Consider the following 16,776-nt stretch of genomic DNA (forward strand, 5'->3'; position numbering starts at 1 on the left):
TCGGCTTACCCCGCCGGGTGCAGCGGCCACTGCGTGCCGAACTTGGCGCGTTTGGTGGCGAAAAACGCCTTGGCGTTGCGCACGTTGGCGGGCTGGGTGAACAGTTCCTGGCTGACGCGCAGGTAATCGGGCATGTCCCGGCAGGCCAGCACCAGCATGAAGTCCGGCCCGGGGCTGACGCGCCAGCACTGCTGCACGGCCGGGTGGGCGCAGGCCAGCGCCTCGAAGGCGTCCAGCGCTTCGGTGTACTGGCGCTCCAGCGTCACTTCCACCAGCACCTGCAGGCCCGGCCCGTAGCCGGGCAGCGTCTGCGGCTGGACGATGGCAACCTGCTTTTCGATCACCCCCAGTTGCACCAGCCGCCGCGTGCGGCGCAGGCAGGTGGGGGCGGAGATGCCCAGGGCGGCGGCCACGTCCTGGTTGCTGCGGCTGGCGTCGGTTTGCAGCAGTGTTAGCAATTGCAAATCGACGGGGTCAAGATCGATGATTTTGATTTCATTCATCGTTTAATTATGAAATAATTTTTCAAATACTATTACGTGTATTGATAAATTTCATAATTTTATGAAATAAGAAAAATTATTTCTTTTCACTGCTTCTAGGATGGCGGCATCTGCCTATCGTGCTTGAAGGGATTGTTTTTTATGTGTGGCATCGTCGCGTCCGTCTCGAATCGCAATATCGTGCCCCTGCTGGTGCAGGGCTTGCAGCGCCTGGAATACCGGGGTTATGACTCCTGCGGCGTGGCCGTGCATCGCATGGTCACCGGCTCGCCCATCAGCCAGGGCCTGCACCGCGCCCGCAGCACGGCGCGGGTGGCCGAGCTGCTGGAGCAGGTGCGGCAGGACGATTTGCAGGGCCTGACCGGCATCGCCCACACCCGCTGGGCCACGCACGGGGCGCCGGCCGTGGCCAACGCCCATCCGCATTTCAGCTACGGCCCCGGCCTGGATGCCAGCAGCGGCGTGCCCCCCCGCGTTGCCCTGGTACACAACGGCATCATTGAAAACTACGAGGAACTGCGCCGCCAGTTGCAGGCCAAGGGCTATGTGTTTGCCAGCCAGACGGATACCGAAGTCATCGGTCATCTGGTCGACAGCCTGTACAACGGCGACCTGTTCGAGGCCGTGAAAGCCGCCCGCGCCGAGCTGCGTGGCGCGTATGCCATTGCCGTGCTGCACAAGGACGAGCCGCACCGCGTGGTCGGCGCCCGCGCCGGTTCGCCCCTGGTGCTGGGCGTGGGCCGGGATTTGAGCGAGTTCTTCCTGGCCAGCGACCCGATGGCGATTGCCGGCGTCACCGACCAGATCGTCTATCTGGAAGAAGGCGATCTGGTCGATCTGCAACCGGGCCGCTACTGGCTGGCTGACAAAACCGGCTACGTCCTGCTGCCCGAGCAGCGCCCGGTGAAAACCGTGCAGGCTTTCAGCGGCGCGGTGGAACTGGGGCCGTACCGCCACTACATGCAGAAGGAAATCTTCGAGCAGCCCGACGCCATCGCCCACACGCTGGACGGTATCAGCGCCATCGTGCCCGAGCTGTTCGACGGCGCGGACGGTCACGCCGCCTGGCGGGTGTTCAAGGACATCGACCGCGTGCTGATCCTGGCCTGCGGCACCAGCTACTACAGCGGCTGCACCGCCAAATACTGGCTGGAGGCCATCGCCGGCATCCCCTGCAGCGTGGAAGTGGCCAGCGAATACCGCTACCGCACCAGCGTGCCCGAGCCGCGCACCCTGGTCGTCACCATCAGCCAGTCGGGCGAAACGGCGGACACCCTGGCGGCGCTGCGCCACGCGCAAAGCCTGGGGCTGGAGCAGACGCTGACCATCTGCAACGTCGCCACCAGCGCCATGGTGCGCGAGTGCAAGCTGCGCTACATCACCCGCGCCGGGGTGGAAATCGGCGTGGCCAGCACCAAGGCCTTCACCACGCAGCTGGCCGGCCTGTTCCTGCTGACCCTGGCGCTGGCGCAAAGCAAAGGGCGTTTGACCGAGGCGCAGGAGCAGGAGTACCTGACCGCCATGCGCCACCTGCCCATGGCCTTGCAGGCCGTGCTGGCGCTGGAGCCGCAAATCGTCAGCTGGGCCGAAGACTTTGCCAAGCGCCAGAACGCCCTGTTCCTGGGCAGGGGCCGCCACTACCCGATTGCGCTGGAAGGGGCCTTGAAGCTCAAGGAAATCAGCTACATCCACGCCGAAGCCTATCCTGCCGGGGAGCTGAAGCACGGCCCGCTGGCCCTGGTCGATGCCGCCATGCCGGTCGTCACCGTGGCGCCCAACGACGAACTGCTGGAAAAGCTCAAAAGCAACATGCAGGAAGTGCGGGCACGCGGCGGCGTGCTGTACGTGCTGGCCGATGCCGACACGCACATCGAAAGCGCCGAGGGCCTGCACGTCATTCGGATGCCGGAGCATTACGGGGCGCTGTCGCCCATCCTGCACGTCGTGCCGCTGCAACTGCTGGCCTACCACACCGCCGTGGCACGCGGGACGGATGTGGACAAACCCAGAAACCTGGCTAAGAGTGTGACGGTCGAGTAGACCGGCACGCGCTTGGGGCGCGTAGCGCCCGAATGGCGCGGTTTGGAGGCTTATGGATACAGTCCGCGCATTTCACGGGCATGCAGGATGCGCTGGCAGGCCACGATGAAGGTGGCGGTGCGCAGGCTCACCTTGTGTTCCTGGGCCACTTGCCAGACGCCCGCAAAGGCCTCCTGCATGATGCGCACCAGGCGGGCGTTGATCTCGTCCTCGCTCCAGAAGAAGCTGGAGAAGTCCTGCACCCACTCGAAGTAGCTCACCGTCACGCCGCCCGCGTTGGCGATCACGTCGGGCAGCACCAGCACGCCCTTGTCGTGCAGGATGTCGTCGGCCTCGGGGGTGGTGGGGCCGTTGGCGCCTTCGATGACGAGCTTGGCCTTGATCTGGCCCGCGTTGTCCTTGGTGATCTGGCCTTCGAGCGCGGCGGGGATCAGGATTTCGCAGTCCACGCCCCAGAACTCGCCGGGGTTCATGCTGTCGGCGCCGGCAAAGCCGCCCACGCCGCCGTTCGCCTTCACGTGGGCCAGCAGGGCGGGCACGTCCAGGCCCTTGCCGTTGTAGATGGTGCCGGTGTGGTCCTGCACGGCTACCACCTTGGCGCCCGCCTCGGCGAACAGCTTGCCCGCCGTGCCGCCCACGTTGCCAAAGCCCTGGACGGCGACGCGTGCGCCCTCAATGGCCAGGCCGGTCAGCTTGGCCGCTTCCACGCCCACGGTGAACACGCCGCGCCCCGTGGCTTCCACGCGGCCCAGCGAGCCGCCCAGGTCCACGGGCTTGCCCGTGACCACGCCGGTGGCGGTGGCGCCCACGTTCATCGAATATGTGTCCATCATCCAGGCCATGATCTGGCCGTTGGTGTTCACGTCGGGCGCGGGGATGTCCTTGGTGGGGCCGATGATGATGCCGATTTCGCTGGTGTAGCGGCGCGTCAGGCGTTCCAGCTCACCCATCGAGAGCGTCTTGGGGTCCACGCGGATGCCGCCCTTGGCGCCGCCGTAGGGTACGTTGACGGCGGCGTTCTTGATGCTCATCCAGGCCGACAGGGCCATCACTTCCGACAGCGTCACGTCCTGATGGAAGCGCACGCCACCCTTGCCCGGCCCGCGCGAGGTGTTGTGCTGCACGCGGTAGCCCTCGAAGTGGGCGATGGTGCCGTTGTCCAGTTCGATCGGTACGTCCACGATCAGCGCCCGCTTGGGGCGTTTGAGTGTCTCGACCCAACGGGCCAGGTGCCCCAGATAGGGCGTGACGCGATCGACCTGTTGCAGGTAGATGCCCCAGGGGCCGAGGTTGTCGGCCTGCAGGTACGACGGCAGGGTGTGCGCGGAGCCTGCGGCGGGCGTGGAAGCGTGTGAAGACATGGAGGGTTCCTTGTAGGAAGTCAGTTCAGGCATTGAACAGGCCGGAGAGCTTATGCCTGCGCTCGCACGCTGTCCAAGGCCGGTGTGTTTCAGGGTTATGCGGCTGGCACATATCTGTCAATTTCGCGCCGCTGCAGGCGGGGGCTAGAAATCGAGCAGGCTCAGGCCGACGCTCAGTACCGTGCGCTTGTAGTTGTAGTCCAGCAGGCTGTCGCCGTAGCCGCTGAACAGTTGGACGTGCAGGCGCAGGTTGCTCTTGTGGCCGTTCCAGCCTTCGCCCAGGGGGTGCAGCCATTCCAGGCGGCCCGATCCCCGGCCCCGGCCCGGGGTGCCGCGCACGGTCAGGCCCAGGGTGTGGCGGTCATTGACGTTCCAGAACAGCCGGGCCTCGCCCCGGCCCACGAAGTCCTGGATGTGGGGGTTGTCGTCGTTCTCGGCCTTTTCGGCCACGCGCTTCCAGGCTTTCAGGTGCAGCTGCCAGCCGCTGCGCCACTCGGCGCCGGTCATCAGGTACCAGCGGTTCCAGCTGCGCGACAGGGGATTGCTCTCGCCGTTGGACTGATGCACCAGGCCGATGCCGCTGTAGCGCCAGCGCCCGCCTCCGGGCAGGGGAGCGTCGGTGGGGTAGACGTAGAACACCTCAGGCTCATGGTCGGTGGAGCGGAAGGGCCGCGACAGCCCCCCGTTGAACAACTGCCAGTACGACTGCTGGGTGTAGCCGAACCACAGCGAATCCTTGCCGCTGGAGCGCGGGCCGGTGAGCAGGCCCTGGGCGATCTTGGTGCGGGCCGAGACCTGGATGCGCATTTCGTGGCGCTGGTAGTCCCGCGCCGTCGCCGCGCCCCGGCTGGGCGAAACCGGCTGCCCGTCGACGCGGCTGCCCTGTACCACGGAGACGGTCAGGGGCCGGTAGCCGCGCAGGTTGAAGGTGCCGCAGTCCGAGCCGGGTTCCAGCTCGAAGTAGCGGGAGATTTCGCTGTACCGGGCATCGCGGCAGCCGCCGTTGGTGGGCGTGGCCGGCAGGGCCAGTGCCGGGGCGGCGGCCATGTCGGCAGCATCGGTATCGGCATTCGCACTGGCCGCCTGTGCCGTGGCATCGGGCCGGCTCCACTGGGTGGCGGGCGGGGGCGTCAGCGGTTGCTGCTGCTGCGCCCATTCGTCGAAGCAGGCCAGGCGGGCCTGGTTGTCGGTGGTGGCGGCGCACAGGCGCCAGGTGTCCGGCTCCAGGGGCGGCGGCGGGGTCACGGCGGCGGCCTGGGCATGGGGCAGGGCGGTCAGGCCGGCGGCCCACGCCAGGGTGTGAAGAAGCAAGCGGCAGGCAGTCATAAGAATGGGGTCCAGGTGCGCAGGGGTCAGGACGGGTCGGTCTGGCGGGCGGCAAATTCGGCCCGCAGCTGGCGCAGTTTGTCGCGCGGGTTTTCGGTGGCGGTGCGGGCATCGAGCTGCATTTCGGCAATGAAGCGGCTGGGCTGGCAGGGTACGGTGTCGCGGCCCTTTTTGCGGCGCTTGGTCCAGCTCACCACCAGGGTGCGCTGGGCGCGGGTGATGCCGACGTACATCAGGCGGCGCTCTTCCTGCAGGCGGGCGGCGGTGTCGTCGGTGATTTTTTCCTGGCGGCCCTCGTCGTCGTCCAGCTTGAAGGGCAGCATCCCTTCGGTCACGCCCACCAGTTGTACGTGCGGCCATTCCAGCCCCTTGCTGGCGTGCAGGGTGGACAGCACGACCTGGTCCTGCTCGCTTTCGCGTTCGGAGATGGTCGAGAGCAGGGCGATGTTCTGCGCCACTTCCAGCAGGCTTTTGATTTCGGTCTGCGTGGTGGTGCCCGCCGCATCCTCGATCTGGCCGCCGGCGCGTTGCGCCATCCAGTCGCAGAACTCCAGCACGTTGCTCCAGCGGGCGGCGGCGACGCTTTCGCTGTCCTCGCTGTCGTACAGGTATTGCTCGTAGCCGATGTCGGTCAGCCAGTCCATCAGAAAGCGGCGGCTGGCCTCGTGGCCCAGGCAGTGGCGGGCGCGGTATTCCAGGTCGTTCATGCTGCGGCCAAATTCCATCAGGCCATCCAGCGCTTTTTTGGGCAGCAGTGCAGGCAACATGGGGCTGAACAGGGCGCCGAACATGCTCACCTTGTGCAGTGCGGCAAACTCGCCCAGCTTGCCCAGGGTGGTGTGGCCGATGCCCCGGCGCGGCGTGGTGATGGAGCGCAGGAAGGCGGGGTCGTCGTCGTTGTTGCTCCACAGGCGGAACCAGGCGCACAAATCCTTGATTTCCGCCCGGTCGAAAAAGCTGGTGCCGCCCGAAACCTTGTACGGAATATTGGCCTTGCGCAGCGCCTTCTCGAACGGCTTGGCCTGGTGGTTGGCGCGGTAGAGGATGGCGAAGTCCTTCCACGCCGACGGCGGGTTGCTGGCCGAGCGCAGGGTCAGGATGCGGGCCACGGCGCGTTCGGCCTCGTGTTCCTCGTTGTCGCAGGCCTGCACGCGCACGGGTTCGCCCTCGCCCAGCTCGCTAAAAAGGGTTTTGGGAAACAGCTTGGGGTTGGGGCCGATGACGTGGTTGGCCGCCCGCAGGATGGCGCTGGTGGAGCGGTAGTTCTGCTCCAGCTTGATGACTTGCAGTTGCGGGTAGTCCTGCGGCAGCCGTTTCAGGTTGTCCAGCGTGGCGCCGCGCCAGCCGTAGATGCTCTGGTCGTCGTCGCCCACGGCGGTGAAGCGGGCGGCCTCGCCCACCAGCAGCTTGAGCAGGGCGTACTGCGTGGCGTTGGTGTCCTGGTATTCGTCCACCAGCACGTGGCCCAGCAGCTTCTGCCACTTCTCGCGCACCTCGGGGTGGTTTTTCAACAGGCGCATGGGCATACCGATCAGGTCGTCGAAATCGACGCTCTGGTAGGCGGTCAGCCGCTCTTCGTAGCGCTGCATGATGATGGCCAGACTGCGGGCATGGTCGTCCTTGGCCAGGGCCAGCGCCTGGCGGGCGTTCAGCCCCTGGTTCTTCCAGGCGCTGATGCCCCATTGCCACTGCCGGGCCGTGGCTGCGTCGGTGGTGCCGCCCGCGCAGTCCTTCAGGATGCTGGTCACATCGTCGGCGTCCAGGATGCTGAAGTTGGGCTTCAGCCCCAGCGCATGGCCGTCTTCGCGCACCATGCGCACGCCCAGGGCGTGGAAGGTGCAGACCAGCACCTCCTTGGCCCGCCGCCCGATCAGCCCGCTGGCGCGTTCGCGCATCTCGGCAGCGGCCTTGTTGGTGAAGGTGATGGCGGCAATGCGCCGGGGGGCCAGGCCGGTGTCGATCAGGTGGGCGATCTTGTGCGTGATCACCCGTGTCTTGCCCGAGCCGGCCCCGGCCAGCACCAGGCAGGGGCCATCGATGAAATGCACGGCTTGGAGTTGGGCGCGGTTCAGACCAGACATGGGGAGTGTGGGGGGCGTAAGCAAGACCAAACCGCGCATGGTAGCGAAAACGAAAAAGCGCCCCGGGCCGGGGCGCTTCTGTGGCTGTCGCGCTGGCGGCGCGGCGCGGGTTCAATACTCCCAGAACATGCGTTGCAGCGTCTTGGTGTCCGCGCCCTGGGCCAGGGCCAGCATGGTCAGGATGCGGGCTTTTTCCGGGCGCATGTCGTGGGCCACGACCCAGTCGTACTTGTCATCGGGCTGCTCGGCATTGCGCAGCACAAAGCCATAGGGCACGCGCGAGGAGCGCACGATGGTCACCCCCTTGGCCTGCGCATCCTGCAGGGGCTTGACCATGCGGTCGGCCACCGAGCCATTGCCCGTGCCCGCGTGAATGATGGCCTTGGCCCCGCTGGCGACCAGCGCCTGCACGGCGGTGGGCTGCACATTGCCGTGGGCGTAGACGATGTCCACCTGCGGCAGGCTGGCGATGTTGTCGATATTGAATTCCGAACCGGTGGTGTGGCGCTTCACCGGGGCGCGGAACCAGTAGTTGCGTCCTTCCACCACCATGCCCAGCGAACCCCACTGGCTCTGGAAGGCGCGGGTTTCGATGTTCACGTCTTTGTTCGTGTCGCGGGCGCTTTGAATCTGGTCGTTCATGGTGACCAGCACCCCCTTGCCCTGGGCATCCTTGGAGGCGGCCACGCTCACGGCATTGAGCAGGTTCAGCGCCCCGTCGGCCGACAGTGCCGTGCCCGGACGCATGGAGCCGACCATGGCGATCGGCTTGTCGGTATGCACCGTCAGGCTCAGGAAATAGCCCGTCTCCGCCAGCGTATCGGTGCCGTGGGTGATCACGATGCCGTCCACGTCGGGCTGCTTGGCCAGGGCCGAAACGCGCTTGGCCAGCGTCAGCAGGTTGTCGTTGGTAAAGCTTTCGGAGGCGATCTGGAACACCTGCTCGCCCGTCACGTTGGCCACGTTGGCCAGCTCGGGCAGCCCGGCCAGCAGCTTGTCCACCGGCACCTTGGCGGCGGTGTACGTCGCGCTGTTGGCCGCCGATGCGCCGGCACCGGCAATCGTGCCGCCGGTGGCCAGCACCACCACATGGGGCTTGGCCGTCTGTGCTGCCGCAGCAGCGGCAGGCGCTGCGGTTTGCGCCCACAGGGCCGCCGGGGCAGCGGTAAAACCGGCCAGGGCCACGGCGGCGGCCAGCAGGGATTTTTGAAAACGGGGGAAGGTCATGGGTATTCCTTACAAAAAAAGCGATCTTGTGGACCAAGGGGGCGGAAGATGCCTGAAGGATTGCTTCTCGTTCACTAGGACAAACCCGCGCACGGTGTGGAGAGGCGATTCGCGGGATTCGCGGCCCGGTGGGGCCGGAATTGCCGCCGTTTGGCCCGGTTTGCTGCTGCTTGGCCGCACAATGGCGGCCATTTCCTGATTGCGGCTGCCCTGCCGATGATTCTTTGGTTGCCCCATGCTTGAGCGTATTGCTGCCTCTCTCCCCTCTCTGGCCCCGGCGGAACAGCGCGTGGCCCGTCTGGTGCTGCACGACCCGTCGGCCTTTGCCCGCCTGCCGGTGCGCACCCTGGCCGAACAGGCCCAGGTGAGCAAACCCACCGTGGTGCGCTTCTGCCGCAGCATGGGCTACGACGGGCTGGCGGATTTCAAGCTCAAGCTGGTCGGCAGCGTCAGCGAAGGCGTGCCCTTCATCCACCGCAGCGTGGACGTGGACGACAAACCCGCCGACGTGCTGGTCAAGGTGGTGGACAACTCCGTCGCTGCCTTCCTCGAATACCGCAACGCTGCTGCGCCCAAGGCGCTGGAGGCGGCGGCGCAGGCCATTCTGCAAACCTGGCGCCAGCACCAGCGCGTGGTGTTCTTCGGCGCGGGCAATTCCGGCATCGTGGCCGACGATGCGCAGCACAAATTCTTCCGCCTGGGCCTGACCAGCATGAGCTGCAGCGACGGCCACGTGCAGCTGATGAACGCCGCCCTGTTGCGCCGGGGCGATTGCGCGGTGATCATTTCCAACTCCGGCCTCACGCGCGACCTGATCGCTGCCGCCGAACTGGCGTCCCAGGCCGGGGCCACCACCATTGCGATTACGGCCAGCAACTCCCCGCTGGCCCGGGCCTGCACCATCCACCTGGCCGCCGACCACCCGGAGGGCTACGACCTCTACAGCCCCATGGTGTCGCGCCTGCTGCACCTGCTCATCATCGACGTGCTGGCCACCTGCGTGGCCCTGCAGATCGGCCCCAGCGTGCAGCAGCACTCGCAAGTCATCAAGCAGCTCTTGCGCAGCAAGCGCTACGAGCAGTGAACAGGCGCTGTATGGCAATGAATTTTATGAGCTGCTTCCGCTGATCAATAAAGGGTTTCAGAATGAAAAATACCTGAAACCGTTTATTTATATGCGGTAAAAGCTACGATTTCAATGAATAAGGCGGGTTTCCTACAATGCCGCCCATGACCCGCAAGAAACTCCCCATCGGCATCCAGACCCTGCGCGAAATCCGCGAGGATGGCTACTACTACGTAGACAAAACGCCCATCGCGCTGCAGTTGATTGGCCAGGGCAAATACTTCTTCCTCTCGCGGCCCCGGCGCTTTGGCAAGAGCCTGTTTCTGGATACCTTGAAAGAGCTGTTCGAGGGCAACGAGGCACTGTTCAAGGGGCTGTATGCGGAAAAGCACTGGGACTGGTCGGTGAAGTTTCCCGTGCTGCGTTTCAGCTTTGGCGGTGGAGTCATCCATAGCGCTCAGGAATTGCAAGAGCGGCTGGATTCCCACCTGCGCCGCTTTGAACAAGAGCATGGACTGACGGCGCAGGACTCCAGCGCTGCCGAGCGTTTTCGCAGCCTGATCCAGCATCTGTTTGAGGTCACCGGCCAGCGCGTGGTGGTGCTGGTCGATGAATACGACAAACCCATCCTCGACCGCATCGAGGACAAGGAGAAGGCCCTGGAAATCCGCGAGGGGCTGAAGGACTTCTACTCCATCATCAAGGACAGTGACCCTTATGTCCGTTTCACCTTTCTTACGGGCGTTTCCAAATTCAGCAAGGTCAGTTTGTTCTCTGGTTTGAACAATCTGCAGGACATCACCCTCGATGCCCGCTACAGCGCCATCTGTGGCTATACCGATGCCGATGTGGATACCGTGTTCGCCCCGGAGCTGGAAGGGCTGGACAGGGCGCAAATCCGCGACTGGTACAACGGCTACAACTGGCTGGGCGAATCGGTCTACAACCCCTTCGATCTGCTGCTGCTGTTTGACCGCAGGCAGTTCTTCCCCTGGTGGTTTGAAACCGGCACGCCCACCTTCCTCATCAAATTGCTCACCCAGCACCAGCAGTTCACCCCTGATCTGGAGCATCTGGTGGCCCCGGAAACGCTGCTGTCCACCTTCGACGTGGACAACATCCCTGCTGAGGCCTTGCTGTTCCAGGCCGGCTACCTGACCATCGAAAAAGCCCGGCACTGGCCCGGGCGGCTGGAGCTGCAACTGCGCTACCCGAACATGGAGGTCAAAACCAGCCTGAACGCCAGCCTGCTGGCCGCGCTTTCTGGCGGCAGGCCGCGTGCCATGGGGGCGGTGTACGACGCACTGCTGGCGAATGACTTGGCTGCTTTGCGCGACGTGCTGCACGCCTTTATCGCCAGCATTCCGCACGACTGGCACCGCAACAACCCCATTGCGCAATACGAAGGCTACTGGGCCAGCGTGTTCTACAGCTACTTTGCCTCGTTGGGCGTGGAGATGGCCCTGGAAGACGCCACCAACCATGGCCGCATCGACATGGCCCTGCGCCTGAACGGACACACCTGGCTGTTCGAGTTCAAGGTGGTCGAGCTGGTGCCCGAAGGCAAAGCCTTGCAGCAGTTGCAGGACAAAGGCTATGCCGACAAATACCGTGCCGACGGGCCGGTCCACCTGATCGGCGTGGAGTTCAGCCGCGAGAGCCGCAACATCGTCGGGTTCGAGACGCTGACGGTGTAGCGCTGCCAACGCCAGACCCAAAAAAAACCAGCCCAAAGGGCTGGTTCTTTCCTGAAGTGCAATGGCCCGGCTTACTGGGGCGGAATGCGCAGCTTCTGGCCGGGGTAGATCTTGTCCGGATGGGTCAGCATGGGCTTGTTCGCCTCGAAGATCACCGGGTACTTGTTGGCGTTGCCGTAGTACTTCTTGGCAATCGCGCTCAGGGTGTCGCCGCGCACCACGTCGTGGTACTGGGCCTCGGGTTCGGGGTTGGTGACGGTCATCAGGTTGTCCACGCTCTGCACGCTGGCGACGTTGCCGCAGCACAGGGTGACTTTTTCCTTGGCCGCCTGGGTGGGCGCGGCGCCTTGCACCGTCACCTTGCCCTGGCTGCCGTCAAAGGCCACCTGCAGGCCTTCCAGCCCCAGGTTCTGCGCCTGGATGTAGGTGGTGATGGCGTTGGCCGCCTGGGCATTGAGGGCATCGGCCGAAGGCGCAGCCGGTGTGGCGGCCTGGGCTTCCTTGCCGCCAAAGAGTTTTTCGCCAGCTTCTTTGATAAAACTAAACAGACTCATGGGGGAAGACTCCTTATGCGTTGCAAAAAACGTTCTGCACTTTAACGGCTTCCCGCCGGAAAAGCCGGCTCCTTGAGCGCGAATGCAGGTTTTTTGACAATTCGCTGCCCCGCACGCAGCGGCGGGTGCGTCGGCAGCCGCGTTGGCATTCAACACGTTTTGCGAGGCCGCTGTTGGATTCCTGCCCCTGGCGGGAATGGCGGGAAAAAATCTTGATAATTCCGCCCCTATGAACAGATTCCTAGCCATCGACATCGGCAACACCCGCTTGAAGTGGGCCATGTACGACGCTCCCCGGCGCGGCGCGGCGCTGCTGGCGCAGGGGGCGGAGTTCCTGGAGCAGATCGAGCAACTGGCCGATGGCCCCTGGAGCCGCCTGCCCGCGCCCGGCTGCATGCTGGGCTGCGCCGTGGCCAGCGAGATCACCCGCCGGCGCGTGCATGAGCAGATCGACCAGATGCTCGGCTGGGACTTTGCCCCGCAGTGGGTCGTGCCCAGCGCCCGGGAAGCGGGCGTGACCAACGGCTACGACCAGCCGCTGCGCCTGGGGGCCGACCGCTGGGTGGCGATGATCGGCGCCCGCCAGCGCATCCTGCAACGCGGCGGGCCGCGCCCGCTGATCGTGGTCATGGTCGGCACGGCGGTGACGGTGGACGCGCTGGATGCCGAGGGGCGCTTCCTCGGCGGCCTCATCCTGCCGGGCCACGGCATCATGCTGCGGGCGCTGGAGACGGGCACGGCCGGGCTGCATGTGCCCACCGGGCAGGTCACGCCCTTTCCGACCAATACCAGCGATGCGCTGACCAGCGGCGGCACCTACGCCATTGCCGGGGCGGTGGAGCGCATGTACCAGCACCTGTACCTGCACTGCCGCATGGAGCCGGCCTGCATCATGGCCGGCGGCGCGGGCTGGAAGATGGTGCCCAGCATGACGCGCCCCTTCGAGCTGGTCGACAACCTGGTGTTTGAAGGGCTGGTGGCCCTGGCCGAGCAGCGTTTTGCGCCCCCCGGCGCATGAGCATGAAGATGGTGCTGCTGGGCGCCAGCGGCCAGATCGGTGGGCAATTGCAGCGCAGTCTGGCCCCGCTGGGCCAGGTCATCGCCCTGGGCCGGGCCGAGGCGGATTTCACCCACCCCGAACACACCGTGGCTGCCGTGGCGCGGCACCGGCCGGATGTGATCGTCAATGCCGCCGCGTACACCGCCGTTGATCGGGCGGAAAGCGAACCGGCCCTGGCCCACTGCATCAACGCCACGACGCCCGGCCTGCTGGCTGAGTGGGCGGCGCGGCGCGGCGTGTTGTTCGTCCACTACAGCAGCGATTACGTGTTCGACGGCAGCGGCAGCCGTCCCTGGCGGGAGGACGATGCGCCCGCGCCGCTTTCCAGCTACGGCCACAGCAAGCACGCGGGCGAGGTGCTGATTGCCCAGGCGGGCGGCCCGCACCTGGTGCTGCGCACCAGCTGGGTGTACGCGGCGCAGGGCCGGAATTTTGTCCGGACCATTCTGCGTCTGGCGCAGGAACGCCCGCGCCTGACGGTGGTGGACGACCAGTGGGGCGCCCCCACCAGTGCCGACTGGCTGGCCGAGGTGACGGCGCAGGCCATCGTCCACCTGCTGCGCCGCCCGCAGGATGGCGGCCTGTACCACTGCACCGCAGCGGGGGCGACGACCTGGTGCGCCTACGCTGCGCTGGTGGTGGCCCAGGCCCGGCAATCGGCATGGGCGGCAAGGATAAAAACCACCGAGGTGCTGCCTGTGCCCAGCAGCGCCTACCCCACGGCGGCGCGGCGTCCGCACAATTCGCGCCTGGACTGCGGCAGGCTGCAAGCGGTTTTCGGCCTCACGCCACCGCCCTGGCAGCAGGGCGTGGCGCGTATGCTTGCGCAGATTCTGTGACATTGCCCCAAAGGTTCTCGCCCATGACACAACGCAAAGGCATCATCCTGGCCGGCGGCTCCGGCACCCGGCTGCACCCGGCCACGCTGGCCATCAGCAAGCAACTGCTGCCGGTGTACGACAAGCCGATGATTTATTACCCCCTCAGCACGCTGATGCTGGCGGGCATCCGCGACATTCTCATCATCAGCACCCCGCAGGACACGCCGCGCTTCGAGCAACTGCTGGGCGACGGCAGCCAGTGGGGCCTGCGCCTGCAGTACGCCGTGCAGCCCAGTCCGGACGGATTGCCGCAGGCGTTCCTGATTGCCGAATCCTTCCTGGACGGCAGCCCCTGCGCTCTGGTGCTGGGCGACAACCTGTTCTACGGCCACACGCTGCAAGGCATTTTGCGCAAGGCGGCCACCCAGCCCGGCGGCGCCTGCGTGTTCACCTACCACGTGCAGGACCCGCAGCGTTACGGCGTGGTCGAGTTCAACGCCCGGGGCCAGGTCATCGGCCTGGAAGAAAAGCCCGCGCAGCCCAAAAGCCATTACGCCGTGACCGGCCTGTATTTCTACGACGCGCAGGTGGTCGAGCTGGCCCGCAGGCTCAAGCCCTCGGCCCGGGGCGAGCTGGAGATCATGGACTTGAACCGCCTTTACCTGGAGCAAGGCCAGCTCCAGGTGCAGCCGCTGGGCCGGGGCTTTGCCTGGCTGGACACGGGCACGCACGACAGCCTGCTGGACGCCAGCCAGTTCATCGCCACCATCGAGCAACGCCAGGGGCTGAAAGTCTCCTGCCCCGAGGAAATCGCCTGGCGCATGGGCTGGATCGACAACGCCCAGCTGGAACAGCTGGCCCGGCCCCTGAGCAAATCCGGCTACGGCCAGTACCTGCTGCGCTGCCTGAGCGACTAGCCATGCAAGTGCAAACCACCGCCCTGCCCGGCGTGCTGCTGCTGCAACCCCAGGTGTTCCAGGACGAGCGCGGCTTTTTCGTCGAGAGCTTCAACCAGCGCCGCTTTGCGCAGGCCACCGGGGTGGATGTCCCTTTCGTGCAGGACAACCACAGCCGTTCCCGCCGGGGCGTGCTGCGCGGCCTGCACTACCAGTTGCCCCCGCACGCCCAGGGCAAGCTGGTGCGCGTGGTGCGCGGGCGGGTGTGGGATGTAGTCGTCGACCTGCGCCGCACCTCGCCCACCTTCGGCCAGTGGCTGGGGCTGGCGCTGGATGCCGAACAGCACCAGCAATTGTGGATTCCCCCTGGACTGGCGCACGGCTTTCTCACCCTGAGCGCCGAGGCCGACTGCCTCTACAAAACCACCGCCTACTACGACCCGGCCTGCGAGCGCGGCATTGCCTGGAACGACGCCGACCTGGCCATTGCCTGGCCCGCCGTGGAGGGCGGCTACCAGCTCTCGGCCAAGGACGACCGGCAGCCCGCACTGGCCCGGGCCGCGCTGCCCGACGGGGCGTGGCAATCATGATTTATATAGCTTTTACCGCTGATGATTAAAAGATTTCAGGTATGAAACACCATGAAATCGTTTAATCATCAGCGAAAACAGCTATTGAATGGATAGTTCAATGCCTGGCCCCTGCTGCACCAATCGGGCAAGCAAGGCCGGTGCGGGGCGGTACTTCGGGTTTTCTTGCCCAGGGGTTTGGCCTAAGATGCGGCACCGAGGTTTTCCATGGAATTGCAATATCAGCTTAAAGCCGGCAGCTACTACCTGTACGACATGCGCGACACCCCCAGCGTAGTCACAGGTGAGCGCCGCTTCAAGCTGAAAACCGACCTCCTGGCGATCGCCTTCGATGCCTACACCGGCGAGCTGCACCAGCACGGCACCCCGGCCCGCATCCAGTCCTGGGCCATCACCAAGCGCCGGCGCCTGCGTGCCGCCGGCATGTGGCAGGAAGCGGCGGACATCGTCGTCATCAGTGGCCCCTTCCCGGTCGAGGAAATCAACAAGTGCCTGTGGGTCAAGGGCTACTGCCGCCGCCTGCTGCAACGCCTGCCCACCCTGCCGCACGGCAAGCTGCAAGCCTGGAGCAAGCCCTACGCCAACCGCCGCGCTGCGGCCTGATCGGCTTCCTGCGCGTTCTCAGCGGCCAGCGTCCGGCCCATCCAGCAGGCTGTGCAGCACCCCGATGCGCAGCGCCCCCTGGGCCGGCACCATCGCCTGCAATTGCAGGGTGTGGAAGGTGGCCAGCAGCACGCTCAGGCCGCCCGCCACCACCGGCGCCTTGTCGGCCCGCAGGCCGGGCAGCGCCAGGCGCTGGATGCGCCCGCAGCGCAGCAGTTGCTCGCGCAGCCAGAACAAATCCTCGCGCGTGATCGGGCTGGCCCCCTTGCCGTGCGCGGCCAGCACGTCGCTGACGGCCGTGGCCGTGCCTGCCGAGGCGTAGGCGCAATCCCAACTGCCCGGCGCAAACCGGCTGGGCGCATCGGCCAGCACGGCGCAGGCAGCGGCCTCGGCCTGGGCAAAGGCCGGGGCCGTCAAGGCGCCATCGGCAAAAAAGCGCCCCGTCCATAGCACGCTGCCCAGCGGGTAGGACACCAGCTGCTGCGCCTGCACGCCCTGGCCCAGGGCCAGCTCGGTCGAGCGTCCGCCCAGGTCCATGATGAGGCGCCGGTCGTCCGACACCGGCAGCTGGCTGGCCACGCCACGGTAGATCAGCGCTGCCTCTTGCTCGCCGCTGATGATGTCGATGGGCACGCCCAGCAGACGGCTGCCTTCGCGCACGAACAGGGGGCTGTTGCTGGCCTCGCGCAGCGTCTGGGTGGCTACGGCGCGGGCACGGGTGACCTGGTAGCGGCGCAGGAGCTGGCCGAATTCGGCCAGACAGGCCCAGCCGACTTCCAGCGCGGCGGGACTCAGGGCGCCGCCCTGCAGGCAGGCGCCCTGGCGCAGCGTGCGCTTGAGGTAGTGCGTGCGCATGAAGCCCTGGGGCTGGAAATACCCGATCTCCAGGCGAAAGCTGTTCGAGCCCAAGTCGATGGCGGCAATCATGGTGGGTTGGCCCATGGCAACTCC

15 protein-coding genes are annotated in these 16,776 nt (G+C 65.8%); 8 read left to right on the plus strand and 7 right to left on the minus strand.

Annotated features, from left to right (window positions below; all coding sequences use genetic code 11):
• Positions 1-5 precede the first annotated feature (5 nt).
• Positions 6-503: an Lrp/AsnC family transcriptional regulator gene (locus tag ACFO3A_RS07280; protein ID WP_377725264.1), complete on the minus strand. Its 498-nt coding sequence runs from the start codon at positions 501-503 to the stop codon at positions 6-8.
• Between the two features lie 141 nt (positions 504-644).
• Here ACFO3A_RS07280 and glmS point away from each other — a divergent pair, with 141 nt between their 5' ends.
• Entirely contained in the window at positions 645-2,543 is a 1,899-nt protein-coding gene (glmS, locus tag ACFO3A_RS07285) for a glutamine--fructose-6-phosphate transaminase (isomerizing) (protein ID WP_377725265.1), read from the plus strand.
• Between the two features lie 50 nt (positions 2,544-2,593).
• Here glmS and ACFO3A_RS07290 read toward each other — a convergent pair whose 3' ends face one another.
• The 4 genes from ACFO3A_RS07290 to ACFO3A_RS07305 form a co-directional block, all read right to left on the minus strand.
• Positions 2,594-3,904 carry a Glu/Leu/Phe/Val family dehydrogenase gene (locus ACFO3A_RS07290; RefSeq protein WP_377725267.1) on the minus strand — a complete coding sequence of 437 codons (1,311 nt, stop codon included), beginning with the start codon at positions 3,902-3,904 and terminating at the stop codon, positions 2,594-2,596.
• Positions 3,905-4,048: 144 nt separating this feature from the next.
• Positions 4,049-5,230: a phospholipase A gene (locus tag ACFO3A_RS07295; RefSeq protein WP_377725269.1), complete on the minus strand. Its 1,182-nt coding sequence runs from the start codon at positions 5,228-5,230 to the stop codon at positions 4,049-4,051.
• A 26-nt stretch (positions 5,231-5,256) separates the two neighbouring features.
• Positions 5,257-7,311 (minus strand): ATP-dependent helicase, encoded by a 2,055-nt coding sequence (locus ACFO3A_RS07300; protein WP_377725270.1) that lies wholly within the window; start codon positions 7,309-7,311, stop codon positions 5,257-5,259.
• A gap of 111 nt (positions 7,312-7,422) precedes the next feature.
• Positions 7,423-8,538, minus strand: coding sequence for a type II asparaginase (locus ACFO3A_RS07305; protein WP_377725272.1), 1,116 nt, complete (start codon positions 8,536-8,538; stop codon positions 7,423-7,425).
• Positions 8,539-8,773: 235 nt separating this feature from the next.
• On the opposite strand from ACFO3A_RS07305, the gene ACFO3A_RS07310 reads away from it, so the two are divergent.
• Together ACFO3A_RS07310 and ACFO3A_RS07315 are read left to right on the plus strand one after the other, a co-directional pair.
• Complete coding sequence (locus ACFO3A_RS07310) at positions 8,774-9,622, plus strand: MurR/RpiR family transcriptional regulator (protein ID WP_377725275.1); 849 nt, start codon at positions 8,774-8,776, stop codon at positions 9,620-9,622.
• Between the two features lie 137 nt (positions 9,623-9,759).
• Positions 9,760-11,301, plus strand: coding sequence for an ATP-binding protein (locus tag ACFO3A_RS07315; RefSeq protein WP_377725278.1), 1,542 nt, complete (start codon positions 9,760-9,762; stop codon positions 11,299-11,301).
• A 71-nt stretch (positions 11,302-11,372) separates the two neighbouring features.
• Here ACFO3A_RS07315 and lysM read toward each other — a convergent pair whose 3' ends face one another.
• A complete protein-coding gene (gene lysM, locus ACFO3A_RS07320; protein WP_377725280.1) occupies positions 11,373-11,855 on the minus strand; it encodes a peptidoglycan-binding protein LysM in 483 nt (160 codons plus the stop codon).
• 229 nt (positions 11,856-12,084) lie between these two features.
• Between lysM and ACFO3A_RS07325 the strand changes: the two genes are divergently transcribed.
• From ACFO3A_RS07325 to ACFO3A_RS07345, 5 genes are all read left to right on the plus strand, one after another.
• Positions 12,085-12,873: a type III pantothenate kinase gene (locus tag ACFO3A_RS07325; RefSeq protein WP_377725282.1), complete on the plus strand. Its 789-nt coding sequence runs from the start codon at positions 12,085-12,087 to the stop codon at positions 12,871-12,873.
• A 2-nt stretch (positions 12,874-12,875) separates the two neighbouring features.
• Positions 12,876-13,754, plus strand: a complete 879-nt coding sequence (gene rfbD, locus ACFO3A_RS07330) for a dTDP-4-dehydrorhamnose reductase (protein ID WP_377725388.1) — start codon at positions 12,876-12,878, stop codon at positions 13,752-13,754.
• Between the two features lie 23 nt (positions 13,755-13,777).
• The gene (gene rfbA, locus ACFO3A_RS07335; protein WP_377725284.1) at positions 13,778-14,653 is read left to right on the plus strand and encodes a glucose-1-phosphate thymidylyltransferase RfbA; all 876 of its coding nucleotides are present in this window, start codon (positions 13,778-13,780) and stop codon (positions 14,651-14,653) included.
• A 2-nt stretch (positions 14,654-14,655) separates the two neighbouring features.
• Positions 14,656-15,222, plus strand: a complete 567-nt coding sequence (gene rfbC, locus ACFO3A_RS07340) for a dTDP-4-dehydrorhamnose 3,5-epimerase (RefSeq protein WP_377725286.1) — start codon at positions 14,656-14,658, stop codon at positions 15,220-15,222.
• A gap of 207 nt (positions 15,223-15,429) precedes the next feature.
• Positions 15,430-15,825, plus strand: coding sequence for a hypothetical protein (locus ACFO3A_RS07345; protein ID WP_377725288.1), 396 nt, complete (start codon positions 15,430-15,432; stop codon positions 15,823-15,825).
• An 18-nt stretch (positions 15,826-15,843) separates the two neighbouring features.
• On the opposite strand, the gene ACFO3A_RS07350 is transcribed toward ACFO3A_RS07345, so the two are convergent.
• Positions 15,844-16,767 carry a Ppx/GppA phosphatase family protein gene (locus ACFO3A_RS07350; RefSeq protein ID WP_377725289.1) on the minus strand — a complete coding sequence of 308 codons (924 nt, stop codon included), beginning with the start codon at positions 16,765-16,767 and terminating at the stop codon, positions 15,844-15,846.
• Positions 16,768-16,776 lie beyond the last annotated feature (9 nt).

The sequence above is a fragment of the Comamonas nitrativorans genome, assembly GCF_042654765.1.
GTDB lineage: Bacteria > Pseudomonadota > Gammaproteobacteria > Burkholderiales > Burkholderiaceae_C > Comamonas > Comamonas nitrativorans.